Genomic DNA, 25,629 nt, shown 5'->3' on the forward strand with positions numbered 1-25,629 from the left:
TCAACCGTTTTGTGCAGCCTTGGCGTTTTGCAGTTGCCGGGCTTTTTCGGTGAGCAACGCTTTTTCTTCGGGGCTCATATTGTCCAGACGCAACCGCGCCTGGGCGATTTTCTCCAACTGACCCGGACTGCTTTCCCGGGAGCGCAACACCGCCGCCAGACCCGCCACGGTCGGATGGTCAAACACCACGCCCGGCTGGATTTCGCACTGCAACAACTTGCGAATGCCAGCCACCAGTTTGATCACCAGCAAGGAATGGCCCCCAGCGGCGAAAAAGTCCCGGTCGATGCCCAGACGCTCAACCCCCAGCAACTGCGCCATGCGCGTCACCAGCAGTTGCTCAAGAGCATCGCGGGGCTGCATGCCTTCATCGTCAGCCGAGGTAGACGCGAGTTGTTGCAAGGCCTTGCGGTCAACCTTGCCGTTGGCCAGTCGCGGGAAGCTGTCGATCAACTGCAAGTGCTGCGGCAACATCACACTGGGCAGACGCCGCGCCAGTTCGTCGCGAACGGCATCGAGCAACGTCGCCGAAGGCGCCTGATGCGGCACGATGAACGCGAGCATCCCGTCTTGCGCGGACGGCCCCGGCAACACCAGTGCTTGCGCGACCTGCGGCAAACGCAGTAACTCGGCTTCGATCTCTGCCAGTTCGATGCGAAAACCCCGTACCTTGATTTGCTGATCGCGCCGACCGTGCAACGCAATCGCCAGATCCGGGCGATAGCGGGCCAGGTCGCCGGTGCGGTACAGGCGCTCCTGCGGATTGAATGGGCTCTGGATAAACACTTGCGAATCAGCCTCGACATTCACGTAGCCGCGACACAACTGCGCGCCGCCAAGGTACAACTCGCCCAGCACACCGACCGGCGCCAGTTGCAGGTTATCGTCGAGTACAAACACCTGATTGTTGCCCAACACCCGGGACAGAACGCCGACGTCAGGCACCGCCGCCTCCAGATCCAGCGGATGAACCAGCACGCCGACCGTGGCCTCGGTCGGGCCGTAGTGATTGAACACCCGGCAATCACTGCGCAAACCGGCGATCCGTTGCACCAATGCCTGGGCAATCGGCTCGCCGCCCAGCACCAGCGTGCGCGGCAGTTGCGCGCGTTCGCTGTCGAGCAGCGCGGCCAGGTGCGACGGAACGATCTTCAGGCAATCGATGGCTTGCCGTTGCAGGAAGTCGGCAAACAAATTGCCGTCCTGCATTTGCTCATCGCTGGCCACATGCAGCGCGGCGCCGTTGAACAAGGCGCCGAACAGCGCCGTGTTGCCCAGGTCTGCCGCCACCGTGGAGGTGAAGCCGAACTGCTGGCATTGCTCCAGCCCCAGGGCCTGGCTGACGTGAGCGGTGTAATTGAGCAATTGCCGGTGCTCGATGACCACGCCTTTCGGCATACCGGTGGAGCCGGAGGTGAACAACACGTACGCCGCCTGATCGCCCTGTGTGTCGAGGGTGATGGCCGACGTGCTCGCCGGGGCCGATTGCAGCACACGATCCACGGTCGCCAGGGGCAACGGATAATCGTGCCATTGCGCGATGTGCCCGGCGTCGACCAGTAGCAACGCAGCGCCGGCCTGTTCCAGCATCAAGGCTTGACGGGCTTGCGGCCATTGCGGGTCCAGCGGCAGGTACGCGGCGCCGATGCGCCACGCCGCGAGCATGGCGATCACCAGCTCCGCCGAGCGTGGCAAGGCCAGCGCGACGATAGCCCCCGGCGCCATGCCCTGGGCTTTTAATGCCTGGGCCAACACCTCGACCTTCGCCTGCAACTGCCCGTAACTCAGACGTCGATCGCCGTCAGTCAGGGCGATAGCTTGCGGCGTGGTCCGGGCCCAGTCGGCAATGCGCTGCGGCAAGAACCGGCTATCGACCCGTGCTCGCACTGGCGGGTTGATCGCCAGCAAGCGCTGTTGTTCGGCGGCTCCCAACACGTTCAGTTGACCGAGTTCGGCGTGAAGATTGGCGACGATGTTTTCGAGCAATACGCGCAACTGCGCCAGCAACCCTTCCATCGCCTGAACCGAGTAGCGGGACGCGTTGTAATGCAGGCGGAATTCGTGGGCGTTGCCCGCCTCGTTCGTTTCCAGTTCAAGCATTAATTCAAACAGTGCTTCGCGCACTGCCGAACGCGGAGTCCATTGCAAATCAGCGGACGTCGCGGCTTGCGTGGCCCGGCAAACAGCAAAACCATACGCCGGGCGAGCCGCCGTCGGCGCCAGTTCAGGCGACCAGTATTCCTGCCACGTACGGTGCTCATCCAGACGCGCCGCCAACGCCGCCACCCAAGTGCTGAATGCTGCATTCGCCGTCAGTGACAGGTTCAGCGGCAGGGTTTTCTCGAACACGCCCACGGCATCGCTGAAGTATTGGTAATCTTCGCGACTGTCATGCCGCACACCGACCAGCACCTGTTGATGCCCGCTGAGCCGACCCAACAACAGCCACCAGGCCGCTTGCAGCACCACACTCGGCGATTGCTCCAACGCCTCGGCCACTTGCTGCAAACCGCTGCGCAGTGCCGGATCGAGCGTGAGCGCCAGCGATTCAGTGGCCGACGACAATCCAGGATTCGCGTTGCGATAGGCCAGCCACGGAGTACTCAAATCGGGATCGGCGCCTTGCAGGTGTTCCTGCCAGTAAGTACGTGCGCCGGCCGCGTCTTCGTCGAGCACCACTTCACTGCGCCATTCCAGGTACTGGGTGAATTCACCGGTCTCTTCGTCGTCCGCCGCCGCTGATTGCCCATAGGCCCGCACCAATTGCTGATACAGCAACCGCGCGCCGCTTTGATCGAGGCTGTGCCGGGCCAGACCCAAGACCAATTTCCATTGATCATCGGCCAGGCGATAGAGCACCGCTTGCGCGCCCTCGGATTCACCGACGACAAAAGCACGCTCCGCCCATTCGCTGAGCTGAGCCTGAATACCGGCCGGGGTATCGACCCGCGCCTGCACGCTCAGCGGGAAGCGCTCCGCCCCCCCGACGAACTGTCGGACACCATGGAATCCCGGCGCCTTGCCCAGCCGCGCAACCAGCATCGGCTGTTGCGCCAGCAAGCGATCCAGTGCGTTTTGCACCCGCTGCGGATCGAGGGCGCCGCGGATCTCGACCTCCAGGAAATGCAGCGCATCACCACAGGCCGGGGCCTTGGGCAACTGCTCCAGCAACCGTTGCTGTTCAGGCGTCAAGGCGTAACCCAGGTCCTGCTGGTCCATCGATACCTCGTTCATGCTCCGGTTTCCTCGGTGTTCATTTCGCGTTCAAGGGCGCTGCGGTCGAACATATCGCCCATGGCCACGACAATCTTGCGCGGGCCTTCGAACGGATCACGGGCGTGGGCCACCAGCATGTTGTCGAGCAGGATGGCGTCGCCTTTTTGCCAGTCGAAACGCACCGCGCATTCTTCGTACAAGTCACCGATGCGTTGCATCACTTCGTCTTCGATCGGCGTGCCGTCGCCGTAGAACACATGGCGCGGCAAGCGGTCCAGGCCGAACATCGACAACAGGTCTTCCCGCACGTCCGGCTCCAGCCAATAGATGTGATGCAGTTGCACCTGGTTGAAGAACGATTTGGCGCCGGTCACCGGGTGACGAATGATGGCCGGCCCTGGGGTGCGGGTTTGCAATTCGTTGTTGTCGAGCCAGCGCCATTCGATGCCACCGGCCCGGCAACGGGCCTCGACTTCGGCACGATCTTCAGTCTTGAAGAAGTGCTGCCAGGACACGTCGAGGTTGTCGGTGAAGGTGCGCACGTAAAGCAGGCCTTTTTCCTCGAACTTGTCCCGCAGGTCCGCCGGCAGTTTTTCGTACATCAACCGGCAATCCACCACTGGAGTCGCACCGCCAATGGACGCGGCTTGCTCGCAATAGAACATCTGCTTGCGCGGCCAGCGGTCCTGATGGGAGCTCTCGTTATGGAACAGGATCATCTTGCGTTCCGGGTACGGCGTGGAGCGGTAGGTGTTCTTGCCGCCCTCTTTCTTCGGCAGATCGCCGTACTGGCCGTAAAGCCCTGGCTGGATCGCTTCGGCAAACGCCTCGAAGCCTTGAATGCCATCCAGTTCGAAACCACGGAACAGAATCCCGGCATGCCTGGCGAGTTTTTCTTCGATCAGCGGCCGGTTGTTGTTGATCCACTCGATCAAGTCCAGGTGCGGCTCGTTCGGTTCCAGCAGCAGCGGGAACGGCTGTGGCGCGGCGATCAGCGATTCGCGTATTGGCGCCGGTCGGGCCTTGGCCGCCGGGGCGGCGCCACGCTTGAGGAACTTACCGAGTTTGTCGGCCTTGGGTCCGGGGACGGCAGGCTTGGTGGCCACCGCTAAATTGTCGACAGGCATGCTGATAGCTCCCAATTGAATGTCCTGATCAGCGACGATCTGTTCCAACAGGGCTATCCAGGCCTTCACCAGGTACTGGATGCGCTCGTGTCCGAACAAGGTTGTGGCGAATTGCCAATTACCCAGCAATTGCCCTGCTTCATCGTCAACGAACAACGCCATGTCGAATTTAGAATGGGTCTCCAGCGCCGGCAGCGATTCCACGCTCAAACCGCCGATGGCCTGGGTGCGTCCCGGCAGGTTGTTCATCACGAACAACACTTGCACCAGCGGGTTCATGCCCTTGTGCCGCGGCACGTCCGAGGCGTCAACGATCATGTCGAACGGCAGGTCCTGATGCTCCAGGGCACTGAGCAGGGATTCCTGGGTCTGGCCCAGGAATCGGGCGAACGGCGTGGTGGCGTCGAACTGCGAACGCAACGGCAAGACGTTGACGAAGAAGCCGATCAACCGTTCAAGCTCCGGCTGTTCACGCCCGGCCACGTCGGCGCCGACCAACACATCCGCAACGCCGCTGACCTGGTGCAACAACACCTGGAACGAGGCCAGCAGCGTGCTGTACAGCGTGACGCCCGCGTCCATCGACAACTGGCGCAAGGCCGTGCTGAGTGGCGTGGTGAGCTGGAACTGCACCGAGTCACCCGCATAGGACGGTGTCAAGCCACGGGGGTTGTCCGATGGCAACTTCAGTTGCCCGTCATAGCCCGCGAGCCGCGCTTTCCAGTACTCGGCCTGACGCGCCAGCACGCCTTGCTGTTCCAGCTCCTGCTGCCACAGCGCGAAGTCGGAATACTGCACCTCCAGCGCCGGCAACGGGGTCAGGTCACCGGCCTTGGTGCGGTGGTAAATCTGCACCAGTTCGTTGACCAGCAAGCCCATCGACCAACCATCGGAAATGATGTGGTGCATCGCATACAGCATCACATGCTCGGTCGGCCCCAGGTGCAGGATCCGCCCACGCAAGAGCGGTGCGTGTTCCATATCAATCGGCGTGCGCGCGTTTTCCAGTGCCGCTTGTGCCACCCATTCTTCCTGGGCACTGCGGGACAGACCGGACAAATCGATCACCGGGAAATCCAGTTCAACCTGCTCGGCGATCACGGCAATCGGGTCACCTTCATCGTCCTGGGTATACGCGGTGCGCAGTACTTCATGGCGGCGCACCACCTCGGCGAAACTGCTGATCAGCCGTTCCACCGACAACTCACCACGCAAACGCAAGGCCATCGGCATGCCATAGGCCGCGGTGCCGCCGGACAATTGCTCGGCGATCCACAAGCGACGCTGCACCAGCGACAACGGTGCGCTGTGCCGGGTGCCATGGGCCTTGAGCACCACACCGTGGCCGTTCGGCTCAGGTGTGCCCTGCTGCTGCGCGATCCACGCCGCCAGGTCCTTGAGTCGCGGATGGCTGAACAGGTCGCGCAGGCTCAACGTACAGGCTGTGAGTTTGCGCAGGCGCGAGACCGCTTGCGTCGCGAGCAGGGAATGCCCGCCCAGTTCGAAAAAGTGATCGTCGCGGCCGACCTGATTCCGTTCCAGCACGTCCTGCCAGACCGTAGCGATCTGCTGTTCCAGTGCACCTTCAGGCGCGACAAAGTCCAACGCCGCCAGATTGGCATCGACGCCCGGCAAGGCCTTGCGATCGATCTTGCCATTCGGGCTCAGGGGCAGGCCTTCGAGGAACAGCACATGGGCCGGAACCATGTAATCCGGCAGGCTGGCCTTCAGACGTGCCTTGATGTCGTTGCGCAACGCCGCCAGCGTGGATGAATCGGCGCTGGCTTGCGCCGGATCGTCGAACACCACGTACGCCACCAATTGCTGACCGATGGCGCCCGGTTGCGCCACCACCAGTGCCTGACGCACCGCAGGAACCCGCAGCAGATGGGTTTCAATTTCACCGAGCTCAATGCGCAAACCACGAATCTTCACCTGATGATCGACCCGCCCGACGTACTCAATCACGCCGTCGGCGCGATAACGCGCGAGGTCGCCGGTGCGGTACACGCGGCCTCCGCCCAGTGGATCGAACGGGTCGGGAATGAAGCGTTCGGCGGTCAATTCCGGGCGCTGGAAGTAGCCCCGTGCGAGCAGCTCACCGCCAATCACCAGTTCACCGACCACACCGGCCGGCGCCGGTTGGCCCTGGCTGTCGAGTACATGAATCGCCCGGCCGCCCAACGCCCGGCCAATCGGCATGGTCACCGGCAACGGGTTGCGGCCGGACACGTAGTCGCTGCAATCGAGCAGCGTGGCGCTGACCGTCGCTTCGGTCGGGCCGTAGGTGTTCAGCAGGCGCACATGGCCCAGCCCGGCCTGGCCCCAGGCGGCAACACCTTCCGGCGGCATGGCTTCGCCACCGACGATCACCTGGCGCAACGCGCCATAGTCACGATAACCCGCCGCCGCGAGGTCCTTGGCCAACATATTCCAGTAGGCAGTGGTCAGGTCGCTGACGCTGAACTGCTTGTCGCGCAGTTCGCGATACCAGGTCTCGCTGTCCCAGATATCCGGCCCGCGCAGCACCACCGAGGCACCGCAAATCAGTGCCGGGTAAAGCTGCTCGACAAAGGCATCGAAGTTGAACGTGGCAAATTGCAGCGAGCGGTCCTGCGGCGTGAGGCCGAGGAAATCCAGGGCCACCCGGGCATGACGGGTCAGCGCCGATTGAGTGATGCCAACCCCTTTCGGGCGCCCGGTGGAGCCCGAGGTGAACATCACATACGCCAGGTTTTGCGGGCCGCTGCGCTGCGGCAGATTGTCGGTCCGGGTCGGGTAATCCAGTTGATCCAGGCTCAGGACGGTCACTCCCGCAGCTTCTGGCAACGTCGGCGCAAGGTGGCTTTGGGTCAACAGCACACGCAGACCGCTGTCCTCGATCATCGCGCCCAGTCGCTCGGCCGGGTACTCCGGGTCCAGCGGCACGTAGGCGCCACCGGCCTTGAGCACCGCCAGCAGGCTAATGATCATCTGCGTCGAACGCTCGACCGCAATGCCCACCAGCACTTCGGGGCCGACGCCGTGTTGCAGCAGCACGCGGGCCAATTGGTTGGCCTGGGCATTGAGCTGGGCATAACTCAGGCGTTGCTCGTCGAAAATCAACGCCAGCGCGTGCGGCGTGCGTTCGGCTTGCCGTTCAAACAAACGCTGCACGCACACGTCATCGACCGGCAGCGCCAGCGGCTCGCGCACAGCGGTCGAGACCAGGGCCAGATCGCCCACGGCACTGGCGGCAGGTGCCTCGACCATCTGCAACAGCAGGTGCGCGAGATGCCCGGCCAGTTGTTCAATCGCGGCGTCATCGAACTGCTGACGATCGAAACTCAGTTGAAACGACAACTCGGCGCCGAGGTTGACCGACAGGGTCAACGGGTAATTGGTTTGCTCGAAGTTACCCACTTCGCCGAAGCGCAGATCTTGCGGTGCGCCCTGTTGCAGGGCTTCGGAGATCGGGTAGTTCTCGAACACCAGAATGTTGTCGAACAGGGCTTCGCCGCCCTGCCCGGCCCAACGCTGGATGTCGAACAGCGCGGTGTGTTCTTGCTCACGCAAGGCCAGGTTCTGCGCCTGCACCTGTTGCAACCACTGCGCCAGCGACTGTTCGGCCCGTGGGCTGGCGACCACCGGCAAGGTGTTGATGAACAGACCGATCTGCTGCTCGACCCCGGCCAGTTGCGCCGGACGTCCGGACACCGTGGCGCCGAAGCTGACCGTGTCCAGCCCGGTATAGCGTTGCAACAGCAGCAGCCAAGCTGCTTGCACCAGGGTGTTGAGGGTGACTTTCTGTTCCCGCGCAAAGCCATTGAGCCCGGCGGTCTGCGCTTGGTCCAGGGTCAGGAAGTGCTCGCCTTGAGCGGTGTTGGCCGCATCGCTGCCGGTCCATACCAGCGCCTTGGCCAACCGGGTCGGCTCATCGAACCCGGCCAACTGGCCCTTCCAGAAACCTTCGGTGACCTGCGCGTCCTGTTGCGTCAGCCATTCGATGTAGTCGCGATAACGCCCCGCCGTGTTCGCCGGCACCTGGCCGCTATAGCGTTGCAGCACCTCACCGAGCAGCTGCGAATTGCTCCAGCCGTCCATCAAGATGTGATGGCTGGTGTAGATCAGGTGAAAACGCGCGGTGTCGAGACGCACCACCGTCAGGTTCAGCAACGGTGCGGCGGCAAGATCAAAACCCTGCTGGCGCTGCGCGGCCGCCAGTTCGCTGAGCGCCAGGGCCACATCGCTGTGGTCGCGCCAGTCATGGAAGGTGAACGGCACGGCCAGTTGCTTGTGGATCACCTGCAACGGACGCTTGAATTCGCCGTCCCAGACAAAACTACTGCGCAGCACATCGTGCGCATCCATTGCCGCTTGCCAGGCCTCGCGGAAACGCTCGACGTTCAAGCCTTCGACATCCACGCACAGCTGATTGATGTAATCGCCGGCCTGCTGCTCGTAGAGGGTGTGGAACAGCATGCCTTGCTGCATCGGTGACAGCGGGTAAATGTCTTCGACCTGGCGTGGCGTCACGGGCAATGAATCAAGCTGGCGTTGCGTCAACCCGGCCAGCGGGAAGTCCGACGGTGTCAGGCCCTGATGCCGAGCCTCACAGCAGTGCTCGATCAACAGCCCCAGTTCCCGCGCATAAGCCTGCGCCAATCGCTCGATGGTCGACGGATCGAACATCTGCCCGCTGAACGTCCAGCCGATACTCAGTTCGCCGCCATACACCCGGCCATTCAGGGTCAGCCAATTGTCCAGCGGCGCCAGCGGACTTTGCTCCGCGCCCGCCGATTCGCTGGCCGGGGTGAACAGTGCGCCCGCCTCGTCGCCAAACCCGGCATCGAACTGGCCGAGGTAGTTGAAGGTAATGCGCGGCACGGGCAAGGCTTGCAGCGCCTGGCGGGCGCGGTCGTTGCCCAGGTAGCGCAGCGCGCCAAAGCCCAGGCCTTTATCGGGGATCGCCCGCAGTTGTTCTTTGATCGTCTTGATCGAGTCCTGCGGCGTGCTCGCCGGGGTCAGCCGGACCGGGAACAGACTGGTGAACCAACCCACGCTGCGGCTCAAATCGAGTTCGTCGAACAGCGCCTCGCGACCGTGGCCTTCGAGCTGGATCAGGGTCGAGGCTTCACCCGTCCAGTCCGCAATCACCCGCGCCAGCGCCGTCAGCAACAGGTCGTTGACCTGCGTGCGATAGGCCGCCGGTGCCTCCTGCAACAGCTGGCGAGTCTGCTGTTTGTCCAGACGGGTCTGCACATGCAAGGCGTGGCGATTGTGCAACTCGCCCTGGGGTCGATCGCAGGGCAAGTCATTGCGTGAACCCTGCAACTGCTCTTGCCAGAACCTCAGCTGAGCCTGCATCGCCGGGCTGTCGGCATGTTGTTGCAAGCGTCGCGCCCAGGCCTGGGTGGCGCTGGTCTTGGCCGGCAATGTGAGCGTTTGGCCCGCCTGCAACTGCTCGCAGGCCTGTTGCAGGTCTTCGAGCAGAATCCGCCAGGACACGCCGTCGACCACCAGGTGATGGATCACCAGCAACAGTCGCTGACTGCCATCGGCCATGTTCGCCAGCACCGCGCGCAGCAGATTACCGTTCGCCAGTTCGAGGCTGCGCTGTGCCTGTTCGCCCAACTGTTCGAGTGCCGCCGCATCAGCAACGTCGGCGGTCCACAGCAGCGGCGACTGTTGCCAGAGCGCCTGTTGCTCGGCCAGGGAGCGATGCTGCGCGGTCCATTTATTACCCTGACGGGTGAAGGCCAGACGCAACGCGTCGTGATGGCTGACCAGCGCCTGCAACGCCCGCTCCAGGTGTTCGGCGTGCAGCGGTTTGGCGGACTTGAGCAGCACCGACTGGTTCCAGTGGTGCGGCTCGGCCATCTCGCGCTCAAAGAACAACTGCTGGAATGGCAGCAGCGGCGTGTCGCCAGTGACCGGGCCCTGGTCGATGCGCAAGTCGCTGTCGCCGACCTTCGCCACCGCCGCGAGGCTTTGCACGTTCTGGTGCAGGAACAGGTCTTTGGGGCTGAAATGAATCCCCGCCTGACGCGCCCGGCTGACTACCTGGATCGAGATGATCGAATCGCCGCCCAGCTCGAAGAAGTTGTCGCTGATTCCCACCTGCGGCCGACCCAGCACGCTTTGCCAGATCTCCACCAATGCTTGTTCGATGGCGCTGGTCGGGGCGGTGTAAGCCTTGCTGCTGGCTGTGGTGTCAGCCTTGGGCAACGCTTTGCGTTCCAGTTTGCCGTTGGGGCTGACCGGCATTTTTTCCAGCCACAGCCAATGCTGCGGGACCATGTAGTCCGGCAAAGTCTGGCTCAGGTGTTCCTTGAGGCTGCGCTGCAAGGCGTTGCGAGTTTCATCGTCGACGTGCAGCAACGCGTCGCGGGTCGGCACCACATACGCCACCAGCAGCGTGCCGTCCTGGGCGATGACCACGGTTTCACGGACTTCGGCGTGTTCGGCCAGGCGCGCTTCGATCTCGCCCAATTCGATGCGCAGGCCACGGATTTTCACCTGATGGTCCATGCGCCCGGCGTATTCGATCACCCCGTCGGCGCGATAACGCGCCAGGTCGCCGGTGCGGTACAGACGCTGGCCGTCACCGAACGGGCTGGTCGCGAAGCGCTCCGCCGTGAGCGACGGGCGACGGTGATAACCCCGGGCCAGGCCTTCGCCGCCCAGGTACAACTCACCAATCACGCCCACCGGCACCGGCGACAACTCGTGATCGAGAATGTAAGTGCCCAGGTTGGCGATCGGCTGGCCGATCGGCACGCTGTCGCGCCCTTCCTCGATGCACGTCCAGTGCGTGACGTCGATGGCCGCTTCCGTCGGGCCGTAGAGGTTGTACAGCCCGGCATTCGGCAGCTTGGCAAACACTTGCTGCTGCGCGTCCACTTGCAGGGCTTCGCCACTGCAGACGATCCGGGTCAGGCTGCTGCACTGGCCCACCGAAGAGTCTTGCAGAAACGCCTGCAACATCGACGGCACAAAGTGCAGCGTGGTGATGCGTTGCGCGGTGATCAATTCGATCAGCTGCGCCGGATCGCGATGAATACCTGGCGCGGCCACCACCAGGGTCGAACCGGTCAGCAGCGGCCAGAAGAACTCCCAGACCGACACGTCGAAACTGAACGGCGTTTTTTGCAACACGCTGTCCGTGGCGTCGAGCCGATAGGCCTGCTGCATCCAGCACAGGCGATTGACCAGTGCCGAATGACGGTTGCCCGCGCCTTTGGGTTTGCCGGTGGAGCCCGAGGTGTAGATCACATAGGCAAGGTTTTCCCCGTCGAGATCAACGCCAGGGTTGGCATCGCTGCGACCTTCCAGCCAGTCGCCGTCCTGATCCAGCACCAGGCTGCGAATGGCGGGTGGGACCGGTAATTGCTCAAGCAAATGGCTCTGGGTCAGCAACAATTGGATGCCGCTGTCTTCAAACATGTAGGCCAAACGTTCCTGCGGGTATTCCGGGTCCAATGGCAAATAAGCACCGCCGGCCTTGAGAATCGCCAGCAGGCCCACGACCATTTCCACCGACCGCTCGACCGCGATGCCCACCAGCATATCCGGGCCGACGCCCTGCTCGATCAGCACGTGAGCCAGTTGGTTGGCACGGCCATTGAGTTCGGCGTAGCTCAAGCGTTGCTCGGCAAACACCAGCGCACACGCCTGCGGGGTTTTACCGACCTGCTCTTCGATCAGCGCCTGCACGCTGCGATGCAACGGGTAGTCGACAGCGGTGGCGTTCCAACCGGCGACCGTCAATTGCCGCTCGCGGTCATCGAGCAACGCCAATTGCCCGACCGGACGGTGGATGTCCTCGACCAGGCCCTGCAACAGATTCAGCCAGTGCCGGCCCATGCGCTCGATGGTCGATGGCTCGAACAAATCAGTGGCGTAGGTCAGTGACGCGTGCAGGCCTTGCGGGTTATCACTGGTGTCCAGGGTCAGGTCGAACTGCGCGGTGCGGTGTTCCCAACTGAGGTTTGCCAGCTCGATGCCCGGCAACGATTCGGCCAGCGTTGAGGCCGATTCGCTGCGATGGTTGAACATCGCCTGGAACAGCGGGCTGTGGCTCAGGTTGCGTTGCGGTTGCAGCGCATCGACCAGTTGCTCGAACGGCAGGTCCTGATGCATCTGCGCCGCTATGGCCGTCTGCTTCACCTGTTGCAGCAATTGCGCGCCCGTCAGCTGGCCGTCGAACTCGGCGCGCAGCACTTGGGTGTTGACGAAGAAACCGATCAGACGCTCGGTCTCCAGCCGATTACGGTTGGCAATCGGCACGCCGACGCGGATATCGGCCTGGCCGCTGTAGCGATGCAGCAAGGTCTGGAACGAGCCGAGCAACAGCATGAACAGCGTGACGTTTTCCCGTCGGGCCAAGGCCTTCAGGGCATTGCTCAGGGATTCGTCGAGGGCAATCGGCAGACGCGCGCCACGAAAACTTTGCTGCGTCGGACGCGGATGATCCAGTGGCAGCTCCAGCAGCGGCTGTTCGCTGCCGAGTTTTTCGCGCCAGTAGGCCAACTGCCGATCCCGTTCGCCGGCGGCCATCCACTGACGCTGCCACGCCGCGTAGTCGGCGTACTGCACCGGCAATGGCGGCAGTTCGGCCGGCCGGCCCTGACTGATCGCCGCATACAGGCCCATCAAATCATCGATCATCACCTGCAACGACCAGGCGTCGGAAACGATGTGGTGCAGGGTCAGAATCAGCACGTGATCCTGCTCGCCCACCTGCAGCAGAACGAAACGCACCAACGAGCCGTCGAGCACATCGAACGGGCGTTGCGTCTCCTGTTCGACGAAGGCCTTGATGCTCGCTTCATCGCTGGCAGCCAGACGTTGCTCGACAAAGCTCACGCGACCTTGCGGGCGGATCACCTGCCAGGTGCGGCCATCTTCCTCGACGAACGCTGTGCGCAAACTTTCGTGACGCTCCACCAACGCCTCGAAGCTGCGTTGCAGGGCGTTTTTGTCCAGCGCGCCGCGCATCCGCAGCGCGGTCGGGATGTTGTAGGCGGCGCTGTCGGGGTCCATTTTCCACAGGAACCATTGGCGCTCCTGAGCAAAGGACAGCGCCAGCGGTTGGTCTCGGTCGACTCGGGTCATCGGCGGTGACTGTTCGCCCGGCTCGGCGCCCAGCGCCTGGACGAAATCCTCCAGGGTGCTGTGCTCGAACAGGCTGCGCAACGGCACCTGAATGCCCAGCACCCGACGCACCCGCGACACCACTTGGGTCACCAGCAGGGAGTGCCCGCCCAGCTCGAAGAAGTTGTCGGTCAGGCCCACGCGGTCCAGCTTCAGTACGTCCTGCCAGATGGCGGCGACTTGCTGTTGCCGCTCGCTCTGTGGGGCGACATAACGCGCCTGTAACTGGCTCGCGTCCACCGCTGGCAACGCCTTGCGATTGAGTTTGCCGTTAGGTGTCAGCGGCAGGTTGGCGAGGAACAGCAGATGCGCCGGGACCATGAATTCCGGCAGGCATTCCTTGAGCCGCGCCTTGAGTTCATCGCGCAGACACAGTTGCTCGTCGGCGGCATCGAGGTCCAGTTGCGGCGCGACCACATAGGCCACCAGTTGCTGGCTGCCCAGGGCTTCCTGCGCCAGCACCGCCACTTCGCGGACCGCTGGCTGCTCCAGCAAACGCGCTTCGATTTCACCCAGTTCGATGCGGAAACCGCGGATCTTCACTTGATGGTCGATGCGCCCCATGTATTCGAGCACGCCGTCGTGACGATGGCGCGCCAGGTCGCCGGTGCGGTACAGCCGCGCGCCGTTGCCGAACGGGTCGGGCAGGAAGCGCTCGGCGGTCATCGCCGCACGGTGGTGATACCCACGGGCCAGGCCGTCGCCGCCGATCAGCAGTTCGCCAATCGAGCCCGCCGGGTTCGGCGCCAGATCGTCGCCCAAAATGTACAGTGAGGTGTTGGCAATCGGCTGGCCGAGGTACGGCTGGCGCTGCTCGCGGGTCAGCTGCCAGGCCGCCGACCAGATGGTGGTTTCGGTCGGGCCATAAAGGTTCCAGACCTGCCCCGCCAGGCCGAGCATGCGTTGGGCCAGGTCATCGGCCAGCGCTTCGCCGCCGCAGAGGAATTTACAACCCTGGAGGGTGGGCGCCTGTTCATGGTCGAGCAACATGCGCCAGGTCGACGGCGTGGCTTGCACCACCGTGACTTGCTGTTGCCGGATCATCTCCAGCAGCGCTTGCGGATCCTGGGCGGTGTGCTTGTCCACCAGCACCACACGGGCACCGCTGAGCAGCGGGCCGTAGATTTCCAGGCCGAAAATATCGAACGAAAACGTAGTCAGCGACAGCATGCGGTCCTGGGCCTCGATGCCCGGCGCCTTGACCATGCTCACCACGAAGTTCACCAGCGCCTGATGGCGCACCATCACCCCTTTGGGCTTGCCGGTGGAACCGGAGGTGTAAATCGCATACGCCAGGTGTTCACCGCTGAGCGCTACCTGCGGATCAGCTTCGCTGTAACCACGGGCGTGTTCGCCTTGCGGGTCGAGCAACAGGGTTTGCACGCCGGTCGGAATCGGCAAGTGCCCGATCAAATGCGCCTGGGTCAGCAGCAGTTGCAGACCGCTGTCCTCGATCATGTGCGCCAGACGGTCTTCAGGGTATTGCGGGTCCAGCGGCACGTAGGCACCGCCCGCCTTGAGAATCGCCAACAGCCCGATCAGCATTTCCAGGCTGCGGTCGATGGCGATACCGACCAACTGATCCGGGCCGACGCCCCGTTCGATCAGCCGATGGGCCAACTGGTTGGCCTGGCGATTGAGTTGTGCATAACTCAGGGATTGCCCGTCGAACACCAACGCCGTGGCCTCTGGCGTGCGCATCGCCTGGGCTTCGATCAATTGATGAATGCAACGGTCAGTCGGGTATTCGGCGGCGCTGCGGTTCCAGTCGACCAGCACCTGCTGTTGTTCGGTTTCGTCGAGCAGACCTAGTTCGCCTACACGCTGCTGCGGATCGGCAACGATCCTGCCCAACAGGTTTTGCCAATGCCGTGCCAGACGCTCGATGGTCGCGCCGTCAAACAGGTCGGTGGCATAGGTCAGCTGTGCGCCGAGGCCCTCGGGGCCGTCGAAGGTTTCCAGGGTCAGGTCGAATTGCGCGGTGCGCGAGGGCTGATGCAAGTGGCGGATCGTCAGCGCTGACTCGCCCGTGCCTTGGCGGCTTTGGCTGGCGCCGGTGCTCTGGTGGTTGTACATCACCTGGAACAGCGGGCTGAAGCTCAGGCTGCGTTCCGGTTGCAAGGCTTCGACCAATTGCTCGAAAGGCAGGTCCTGATGGGCCTGGGCAGCCATCGCCGTCTGTTTGACCTGGGCCAGCAGCGTGCTGAACGTGGCCTGAGCGTCGAACTCGGTCTTGAGCACCTGGGTGTTGACGAAGAAGCCGATCAGCCGCTCGGTCTCGACCCGGTTGCGGTTAGCGGTGGGCACGCCGACGCGGATGTCGGCCTGGCCACTGTAGCGATGCAACAAGGTCTGGAACGACGCCAATAACAGCATGAACAGGGTGACGTTTTCGCTTTTGGCCAAGGCCCTCAAGCGCTCGCCCAGTGCCGTCGGCAACGCCAGCTCATGACGGGCGCCACGCAGGCTCTGCACCGCCGGACGCGGGTAATCGGTGGGCAATTCCAGCACCGGATGTTCGCCGCCCAAGTGCGCCTGCCAATACTCCAACTGCCGCTCGCGCTCCCCGGCTTCCATCCAGTGCCGTTGCCAGATGCCATAGTCGGCGTACTGGATCGACAGCGCCGGCAAAGCGAGTTCCTGGCCCTGGCGGTAAGCGCCGTACAGTTGCAGCAGTTCATCGACCATGACCCGCATCGACGCGCCATCCGAGGCGATGTGGTGCTGGGTCAGGGTCAGCACGTGCTCCTGCGCACCAAGGCGCAGCAGGCTGACGCGCAGCAGCGGCCCGTTGATCAGGTCGAACGGCTGCCCGGTCTGTTCGGCGACGAACGCTTGTATCTGTGCCTCTGGCGACAGGGCATCGGGGCGTTCATCCAGTTCATGCACGGCGACGGTCAGGTTCATGTGCGGATGAATCACTTGCACCGCTTGCTCATCCTGCTGCCGGAACGTGGTGCGCAGGCTTTGATGACGGGCAATCAGCGCGTTGAAACCCCGTTCGAGTGCCGCGATGTCGAGTTCGCCCTGCAACTGCATGGCACTGGGGATGTTGTAGGCGGCGCTGTCGGGGTCCATCTGCCAGAGGAACCACTGGCGCTCCTGAGCAAAAGACAGCGGTACCGGATCGAACTGCGACTGGGTTTCGGGAATCGGCAGGTTCGCCGGCGAAACGCCCTCCTCGAGCATCTTCTGCAGATAGACCCTGCGCTTGTCGAGCGGCAAAGTAATGAAGCGCCGGGCGATCTTCAAAGCGACATTGGTATCCATCAAGCTTCCTCCATTTCATCAAGCAGGGCGTCCAGCTTGCTCAGTTTCAACGTATCGACCTGCTCACCTGCGGTGGCCAGACTGCTGACGAAATCCGTGAGTACGGGGTGTTGAAAAATCAGTTGTGGGGTCAGTTTCAGGCCCAGTTCCAGTTGCAGGCGTGAAACCACATTGACGGCCAGCAACGAGTGGCCGCCCAGTTCGAAAAAGTGATCCAGCAGGCCGACACGCTCGACTTGCAGTACGTGCTGCCAGATCGCCGCGACCTGCTGCTCGCGCTCGCTCTGCGGGGCGACATAACGCCCCTGCAAATGACCGCCCTCCACCGTCGGCAACGCCTTGCGGTCGAGTTTGCCGTTGGGCGTCAGCGGCAATTGTTCGAGGAACAGCAGGTGCGCCGGGACCATGAATTCCGGCAAAGACTCCCTGAGCCGTGCCTTGAGTTCATCGCGCAGGGACTGCTGATCATCGAGCTCCAGTGGTGAAGCGACCACGTAGGCCACCAGTTGCTGATTGCCCAGGGTTTCCTGCGCCAGCACCGCCACTTCGCGAACCGCTGGCTGCTCCAGCAGGCGCGCTTCGATTTCACCCAGTTCAATGCGGAAGCCGCGGATCTTCACTTGATGATCGATTCGGCCTCGGTACTCGAGCACACCATCGGCCTGATAGCGGGTCAGGTCACCGGTGCGATACAGACGCTCGCCGTTGCTGGCAAACGGGTTCGGCACGTACTTCTCGGCGGTCATGCCCGGCCGGCCCAGGTAACCCCGGGTGATACCGGCACCGGCCAGGTACAACTCGGCCGATACGCCCTGCGGCACCGGGTGCAGATCGGCATCGAGCAAATAGCTGGCGGTGTGTTTGAGCGGGCGACCAATGTTGGCGCTGCCGCCCGACTGGCGGCGAGTCCAGGTGGAATAGGTGGTGTCTTCCGACGGGCCATAAAGGTCGTAGACATGCGCCACGGTCGGCTGCTGATACAGCGCATCGACCAGCGACTGCTTCAGCGGCTCACCGGCCAGGTTGATGATGCGCACGCTTGGCGGGATCTGCCCGGTACTGTGCAGCGCATTGATCGCCGACGGTACGGTGTTGATCAGGCGAACCTGATCGCGGGCCGGCAATTGCGGTAACTCCAGCGCGTTGCGGGCGATGATCAGCGAGCCGCCGTTGGCCAGGGTGACAAACAGCTCCCATACCGACAGGTCGAAACACACCGAGGTCGAGGCCAGCACACCCTGAATGTCGTCGCGGCTGTACACCGATTGCGACCAGTCGATCAGCGCCAGCACGTTGCGATGGGCGATGGCCACGCCTTTGGGCTTGCCGGTGGAGCCGGAGGTGTAGATCACGTAGGCCAGGTTATCCGGCGTGACACGGGTGACCGGTGCGCTGCTTGGGTAAGTGGCCAGCCACGACTCGGCGTTGTCCATCAACAGCACTTGAGTGCCCGCCGTCACGTTCAATGTTGCCGCAACAGCCTGCTCGGTCAGCAGCACCAGCGCACGGCTGTCGTCGAGCATGTAGGCCACGCGGTCGGCTGGATAATCCGGGTCCAGCGGCACATAAGTGCCACCGGCCTTGAGCACCGCCAGCAGCGCCACCAGCAGGCTGTCGGAACGCTGCATCGCCACGCCGACCCGCACTTCCGGGCCCACGCCCAACTCGATCAGCTTGTGGGCGAGTTGGTTGGCGCGGCTGTCGAGTTCGGCGTAAGTCAATTGCTTGGTTGCGAAGGTCACCGCCAGCGCATCCGGCATGGCCGCGACCTGCCTGGCGATCAGCTCATGGATGCACAGATCATCGGCGAAACCTTCGTCAGCAGGGTTCCAATCCAGCAACACTTGTTGCTGCTCGGTTTCATCCAGCAGCAACAACTCGCCGAGACAGCGTTCACCGGCGTCGATCATCTGGCTCAACAAGTGCTGCAAATGAGCCGCCAATCGCCTCACCGTCGCCGGCGCAAAACTGCCGCGCTGATAACTGAAGTGCATTGACAGTTGCGTGTCGAGGCTCACCAGCAGGGTCAGCGGATAGTTGGTTTGCTCCTGACTGGCCACCGGACCAAAACGCAGCCCTTGCGGGGCGCCCTGCTCCAGGGCCTGGGCAATCGGGTAGTTCTCGAACACCAGAATGTTGTCGAACAGCGCTTCACCGCCCTGCCCGGCCCAGCGCTGAATATCGAACAGCGCGGTGTGTTCGAACTCGCGCAAGGCCAGGTTTTGCGCCTGCACCGCTTGCAGCCAACCAGTAAGCGATTGCTCGGCCCGTGGGCTGGCGATCACCGGCAAGGTGTTGATGAACAGCCCGATCTGCTGCTCGACACCCGGCAAGTCCGCCGGACGACCAGCGACCGTCGCGCCGAAGGCCACGGTGTTCTTACCGGTGTAGCGTTGCAACAGCAGCAACCAGGCCGCCTGCACCAGCGTGTTGACCGTGACTTTCGCGGCCCGGGCGAACTCGCCCAGACGCAGAGTCAGATCGGCCTCCAGCTCCTGGAAATGATCGCCATAACCTTGGCTGTCGATAGACGCTTGAGGTTTCGCGACGGTCTGGGCCAAGCGCGTCGGCTCGTCCAGTGCGTGCAGCGCCGGGGTCCAGAACGCTTCGCTGGCTGCCGTATCCTGGCGTTGCAGCCAGGCGATGTAATCGCGGTAACGTCCGCTGTGAGCGGCGTTGAACTGGCCGCTGTAACGCTGTAGCACTTCGCCAAGCAATTGCGAGTTGCTCCAGCCGTCCATCAGGATGTGATGGTTGGTGTAGATCAGGTGATGACGGTGGTCGTCGATGCGCGCAATCACCAACCGCAACAAGGTCGGTGCGCTCAAGTTGAGGGCCTGGCGCTCCGTGTCGGCAAGCGTCTGCAAGGCCTGATCGCGCTGCGGATGGGCGCGTAAATCATGCAGGCTGTAAGGCATCTGCGCGTATTTGCTGACCACCTGCACCGGGTTTTCCAGTTCGCCCTGCCAGACAAAGCGCGTGCGCAGAATGTCGTGGGACTCCACCGCCGCTTGCCAGGCCTGATGGAAACGCTCGGGGTCGAGCCCGTCGACGTCCAGGCGAATCTGGTTGATGTAATCGCCGGTGGTTTCCTGGTACACGGCATGGAACAACATGCCCTGCTGCATCGGCGACAACGGATACAGGTCTTCGATCGACTGCGGCGCCAGCGGCAAACCGTCCAGTTGGGCCTGGCTCAAGCGCGCCAGCGGGAAGTCCGACGGAGTAACGCCGTGCTGCCCGGCCCGGCAGCAATGGACGATCAGCGCTTGCAGTTCCTGGGCGTAATCGTCGGCCAGCGCCTGAATGGTCGACTCATTGAACCGTTCGCGGCTGAAGGTCCAGCCCAGGTTCAGTTCACCGCCATACACCTGACCATTGAGGGCCAACTGGTTGGCCAATGGCGCACGAGCATCCAGTTCATCACCGGCCGCGTCACTGCACGGTACGAACAAGGCGCCGTCGGCTTCGGTGAAGCTGCCGTCGAACTGGCCCAGGTAATTGAAGGTCAGGCACGGTACCGGCAATTGGCTGAGGATTTGACGTGCAGCGTCGTCACCCAGATGGGCCAGCGCGCCAAAACCGAGGCCCTTGTTCGGGATCGCGCGCAGCTGTTCCTTGATCTGTTTCAGTGAGCCACCGAGGTCAGCGACCGGCGTCAATTTGGCCGGGTACAGGCTGGTGAACCAGCCGACGGTGCGGGTCAGGTCAACGCCGTCGAACAGCTCTTCACGGCCATGACCTTCGAGCTGAATCAATGCGCTGTCGGTCCCGGTCCAGCGCACCATCACGCGGGCCAGAGCGGTCAGCAGCAGGTCGTTGACCTGCGTGCGATACGCCGCCGGGGCGTCTTGCAGCAGTTGCCGGGTCATTTCCTTGTTCAGTTGCGTGCGCACCGTCAGTGCATGCTTGTTCTGCTGCCCGCCCTCGGGATTGTCCACCGGCAACGCCACGTCGGCGCCGTGTAACTGCTGTTGCCACCAGGCCAGTTCGCTGCGCAATTCAGCACTGTGGGCGTAGGTTTGCAGGTGCTCGGCCCAAACCTTGGCCGCACTGGTTTTGCCTGGCAATTGCAGGGGCTCGCCGCTCAACAGCTGACGGTAAGCGGTTTGCAGATCGTCAAACAGAATCCGCCACGACACGCCGTCCACCACCAGATGGTGGATCGCCAGCAACAGGCGCTGAGTGCCGTCATCGAGGTTCGCCAGCACCGCGCGCAGCAGCGGCCCGTGTTGCAGGTTCAAGCTGCGTTGCGCTTCATTGGCCACTGCTTCCAGTGCCGTGGCGTCGGCGACGTCGACTGCCCAGACCATCGCGTCGGTCTGGCTGCCCGGCACGCGGTACTGCGCCCGCCAGCCCTCGGCCTGTTCGACGAAACTCAAGCGCAAGCCATCGTGGTGAGTAACCAGCGCACCAAACGCCTGCTCAAGCAGATTGGCATTCAGTATTTGCGTCGGCTTGAGCATCACCGCCTGGTTCCAGTGCTGACGCTCGGGGATGGTCTGTTCGAAGAACACCTGTTGCACCGGCAGCAACACCAACTCGCCGGTCACCGGCCCTTGATCGATGACCTGAGCCTGCTCACCCAACCGCGCCACCGTGGCCAGTGCCTGGATGGTCTGGTGCTGGAACAGGTCTTTTGGCGTGAAGCGGATGCCGGCCTGACGGGCGCGGCTGACCACTTGAATCGAGATGATCGAATCGCCGCCCAGTTCGAAAAAATTGTCACTCAAACCGACCTGATCGAGTTTCAGCACGTCTTGCCAGATTGTCGCCAGTTGCTGCTCCAGTGCGCTTTGCGGCGCCACATAGGCTTGCTGCAATTGGCTGATGTCCGGCTTGGGCAGGTTCTTGCGGTCGAGTTTGCCGTTGGGAGTCAGCGGGAGGCGCTCAAGCAGCAGCAAATACGCCGGGACCATGTGCGCCGGCAGCGCGACTTTAAGTTGCTCGCGCAGGCTGTCGGCGAAATCAGCACGCTCGGCGTTGAGTGCATCGGCGACCACATAAGCCACCAGGCGCTTGCCGCTGCCGGCGGTGCCTTCCTGGGCGACCACCACCGCTTCGCGTACCCCGTCGAGGGTTTGCAGGCGCGCTTCGATTTCCCCCAGTTCAATGCGGAAACCGCGAATCTTCACCTGATTGTCGATGCGATCCAGGTAATCGAACGTGCCATCGGCACGCTGCCGCACCAGGTCGCCGGTGCGGTACAGCAAGCCACCGACCGCGCTGAACGGATCGGCGACAAAGCGTTCCGCCGTCAGCCCCGGACGATTCAGGTAACCCCGGGCCAGGCCGGTGCCGCCCAGGTACAGCTCACCGGCCATGCCTTGGGGCAGCAGGTTCAGGTCGGCGTCCAGCACGTAAGCGCTGCGGTCACCGATGCGACTGCCGATCGGCGCGTAGGCCGCGCCGCACTGCACGTCGCGCCCGGCCTTCCAGATCAGCGGCGTGACCACGGTTTCGGTCGGGCCGTAGCCGTTGATGATGTAGTCCGGATCGAGCGCACGCTTGACCCGTTCGAAACTGGCGTTGGGCACGGCATCGCCGCCGAAGCAGTAGATCCGCACCTTCGGCGGGTGGCCTTCACGCTCGGCGTGTTCGGCCAGTTGTTGCAGGTAGACCGGCGGGAACGCCACCACCGTCACGCCGTGTTCGCGCATGGCGTTGTAGGTCTGTTCCGGGGTCCACAGGCTGTCGTCGCGAATCAGCAGCGAGGCACCGTGGGTCAGGCTGGTCAGCCAACGCTCGTGGGCGCCGTCGAAGGCGAAGGACATGAAGTGGAATTCGCAGTCGCTGTCACGCATTTCATAGCGTTCGCCAATGGCCTGGCAATGCATCGCCAGCGGGCCATGGGCGACGCTCACGCCTTTGGGGTTACCGGTGGAGCCGGAGGTGTAAATGACGTAAGCGAGGTTCTGCGGATCGAGCGGCACCTTGGGCGCGGTAAGGGATTGGCTGCGCAGATCGAGACGGTCGAGCTCCAGCACCGGGATCGCATCATCCACCGGCAACTGCGCAGAAACCGACGAATCGCTGAGCAACAACGCCAGCCCCGAATCCTCGATCAGATAGGCCAGGCGTTCGCGCGGGTAGCTGGTGTCCAGCGGCACGTAGGCACCGCCGGCCTTGAGCACCGCCAGCAGCGCGACAATCACCCCTTCGCTGCGCGGCAAGGCCACGCCGACCCGGCTTTCCGGGCCGACACCCCGCGCGATCAGGGCGTGGGCCAACTGATTAGCGCGTTGGTCGATGTCGCCATAGCTGAACCGCTGACCGGCGAAAATCACCGCTGTGCGCTCGGGGCGTTGGGCGGCGAGTTCGGCGATGCGTTGGTGCACGGCGACATTCACCGGGTACGGCTGCGGCTGGTTATCGGCCTGTTGCTGCGCCCGTTCGGCGGCGCTGGCCAGGGCAATTTCACCAAGATTGCGTTCGGCCGACTCGGCGAACTGCTCCAACAGTTGCAGCAAGTGCGCAGCGATGCGTTCGATCGTGGACGTTGAGAAATGCGCCCGGTCGAAGCTGTAATGCAGGGCCAGGGTCTGGCCCAATGTCACAGCAACGCTCAACGGATAATGGGTTTGCTCAAGGTTGGCGACGTCGCCGAACACCACGCCTTGCTCCGCGCCCTGCTGCAGCGCCTGGGCAATCGGGTAGTTCTCGAACACCAGAATGTTGTCGAACAGGGCTTCGCCGCCCTGCCCGGCCCAGCGTTGAATGTCCGCCAACGGCGTGTGCTCGAACTCGCGCAGGCTGAGGTTTTGCGCCTGTACCGCTTGCAACCAGTGGCCGACGCTTTGGTCCGGACGCGGCGTGCCGATCACCGGCAAGGTATTGATGAACAAGCCGACCGCTTGCTCGATGCCGGGCAAGTCTGCCGGACGCCCGGCCACCGTGGCGCCGAACGCCACGGTTTCATGTCCGGTGTAGCGTTGCAGCAACAGCAGCCACGCGGCTTGCACCAAGGTGTTGAGGGTGACTTTCTGTTGCCGGGCAAAAGTTTCAAGGTGTTGGGTGCGACTGATGTCCAGGGTCTGGAAATGATCGCCGTGCCCACTCAGGGTTTCATTGCCGGACAGCACCCGCGCCAGTCGGGTCGGCTCTTGCAAGGACGCCAATGGCTCGCGCCAGAAGTCCTGGCTCAGTTGCCCATCCTGACGCTGCAACCAAGCGATGTAATCGCGATAGCGCCCACCGGAGGACGCCGGCGTGCGACCGCTGTAACGCTGCAAGACTTCACCGAGCAACTGCGAGTTGCTCCAGCCGTCCATCAGGATGTGGTGATGGGTGTAAATCAGCTGCCAGCGATCGGCTGCGGTGCGCACCAGCACCAGTCGCAGCAATGGCGCCTGGCTCAGATCGAATCCTTGTTGGCGCTCGGCATCAGCCAGTTCATTCAAGGCCTGAAGCTGATCTTCACGCTCACGCCAGTCGAGCACGGTGAACGGCAACTGCACTTGTTTGTGGACGATCTGCACCGGATGTTCCAGTTCGCCTTGCCAGACAAAACCTGTGCGCAAGATGTCCTGGGCATCGACCGTGGCCTGCCAAGCGGTGCGGAAACGCTCCGGTTCGAGGCCTTGCACATCCACCCGCAACTGATTGATGTATTCACCCGCCGCCTGCTCGTACAGGGTATGGAACAACAGCCCCTGCTGCATCGGCGACAGCGGATAGAGGTCGTCGAGTTGGCCGACGGCCACCGGCAATGCATCGAGTTGTGCCTGGGTGATGCGCGCCAGCGGGAAGTCCGACGGCGTGGCCTGTGGCACCTCAAGGGTGCAGCAATGCTCGATCAATGCGTTGAGTTCAACAGCGTATTGATCAACCAACTGCTGGATGGTCGTGGTGTCGAACATCTCGCGGCTGAAGCCCCAGCTCATCGACAGCTCGCCGCCGTACACCTGGCCTTCAACCGTCAGCCAGTTGGCCAACGGCGCCGACGGATCCTGGGCCACGCCGCTGCCTTCGCTGGACGGCACAAACAACGCCGCTTCGTCGAACTGACGGTCGAACTGCCCCAGGTAGTTGAAGGTGATGCGCGGTTGCGGCATGGCTGCCAGTGCGGCGCCAACCTGCGAGTCGCCCAGATAGCGCAGCACGCCGTAGCCCAGTCCTTTGTCCGGCACCGCGCGCAGTTGCTCCTTGACCGTTTTGATCGATGCGCCGAGGTCGCCGACCGGGCTCAGGTTGACCGGGAACAGACTGGTGAACCAGCCGACAGTGCGGGTCAAATCGATATCGTCGAACAGGTCTTCACGGCCGTGGCCTTCGAGCTGGATCAACGTGCTGCCCTGCCCGGTCCAGCGGCACACGGCCCGCGCCAGCGCGGTCAGCAGCAAATCATTGACCTGAGTGCGATAAGCCGCCGGCGCCTGTTGCAGCAGTTTGCGGGTTTGTTCGGCATCGAAGGTCAGTTCGACTTTCTGCTCGAAACGGTTTTGCAGTGCGCCGTCAGGGCGGTCGCACGGCAAGTCGTTTTGCGGCGCGGCGCGCAATTGCTCCTGCCAATAATCGACACTGTTTTGGAACGTTGGCAGGTGGCTTTGCAGACGCGCCACCCAGCGCTGGTATGAACTGGTTTTCGCCGCCGTCGTCAGCGTCGAGCCATCGCGTGCCTGGCGATAGAACTGCTGCAGATCTTCCAGCAATACCCGCCACGACACACCGTCCACCGCCAAGTGGTGAATCACCAGCAACAGCCGCTGAGTGCCATCGGCCATCTGCACCGACAACGCTCGCAGCAACGGGCCGTTGCCCAGATCAAGACTGCGCTGGGCTTCGTCGCACAACGCATTCAGCTCTTCGAGCGATTGCGCCGAGCGTTGCCACAGCACCGACTCAACAGTCGCTGCGTCATAAGCCTGCAGCCAACCGGCAT

Annotated in this window: 3 protein-coding genes (1 of these 3 running past the window's edge); all 3 read right to left on the bottom strand. The window is 63.0% G+C overall.

The window, feature by feature from the left end; all coding sequences use genetic code 11:
- Tightly spaced (each overlapping or abutting the next), the 3 genes in view from AC1DQM_RS13615 to AC1DQM_RS13625 form a layout consistent with a single transcriptional unit that may run on beyond the window.
- Entirely contained in the window at positions 1–3,234 is a 3,234-nt protein-coding gene (locus AC1DQM_RS13615) for a non-ribosomal peptide synthetase (RefSeq protein WP_477746346.1), read from the bottom strand.
- Positions 3,231–16,748, bottom strand: coding sequence for a non-ribosomal peptide synthase/polyketide synthase (locus AC1DQM_RS13620; protein ID WP_477746347.1), 13,518 nt, complete (start codon positions 16,746–16,748; stop codon positions 3,231–3,233). The genes AC1DQM_RS13615 and AC1DQM_RS13620 overlap by 4 nt, the downstream gene beginning before the upstream one ends.
- Positions 16,748–25,629 carry the 3' portion of a non-ribosomal peptide synthetase gene (locus tag AC1DQM_RS13625; RefSeq protein ID WP_477746348.1) on the bottom strand. The gene runs 3,490 nt beyond the window's last position, so 8,882 of the gene's 12,372 nt are visible here — the last part of the coding sequence; the start codon falls outside the window, past its right edge — the gene reads right to left on this strand; it ends in the stop codon at positions 16,748–16,750. The genes AC1DQM_RS13620 and AC1DQM_RS13625 overlap by 1 nt, the downstream gene beginning before the upstream one ends.

The sequence above is a fragment of the Pseudomonas sp. 01L34 genome, assembly GCF_056400265.1.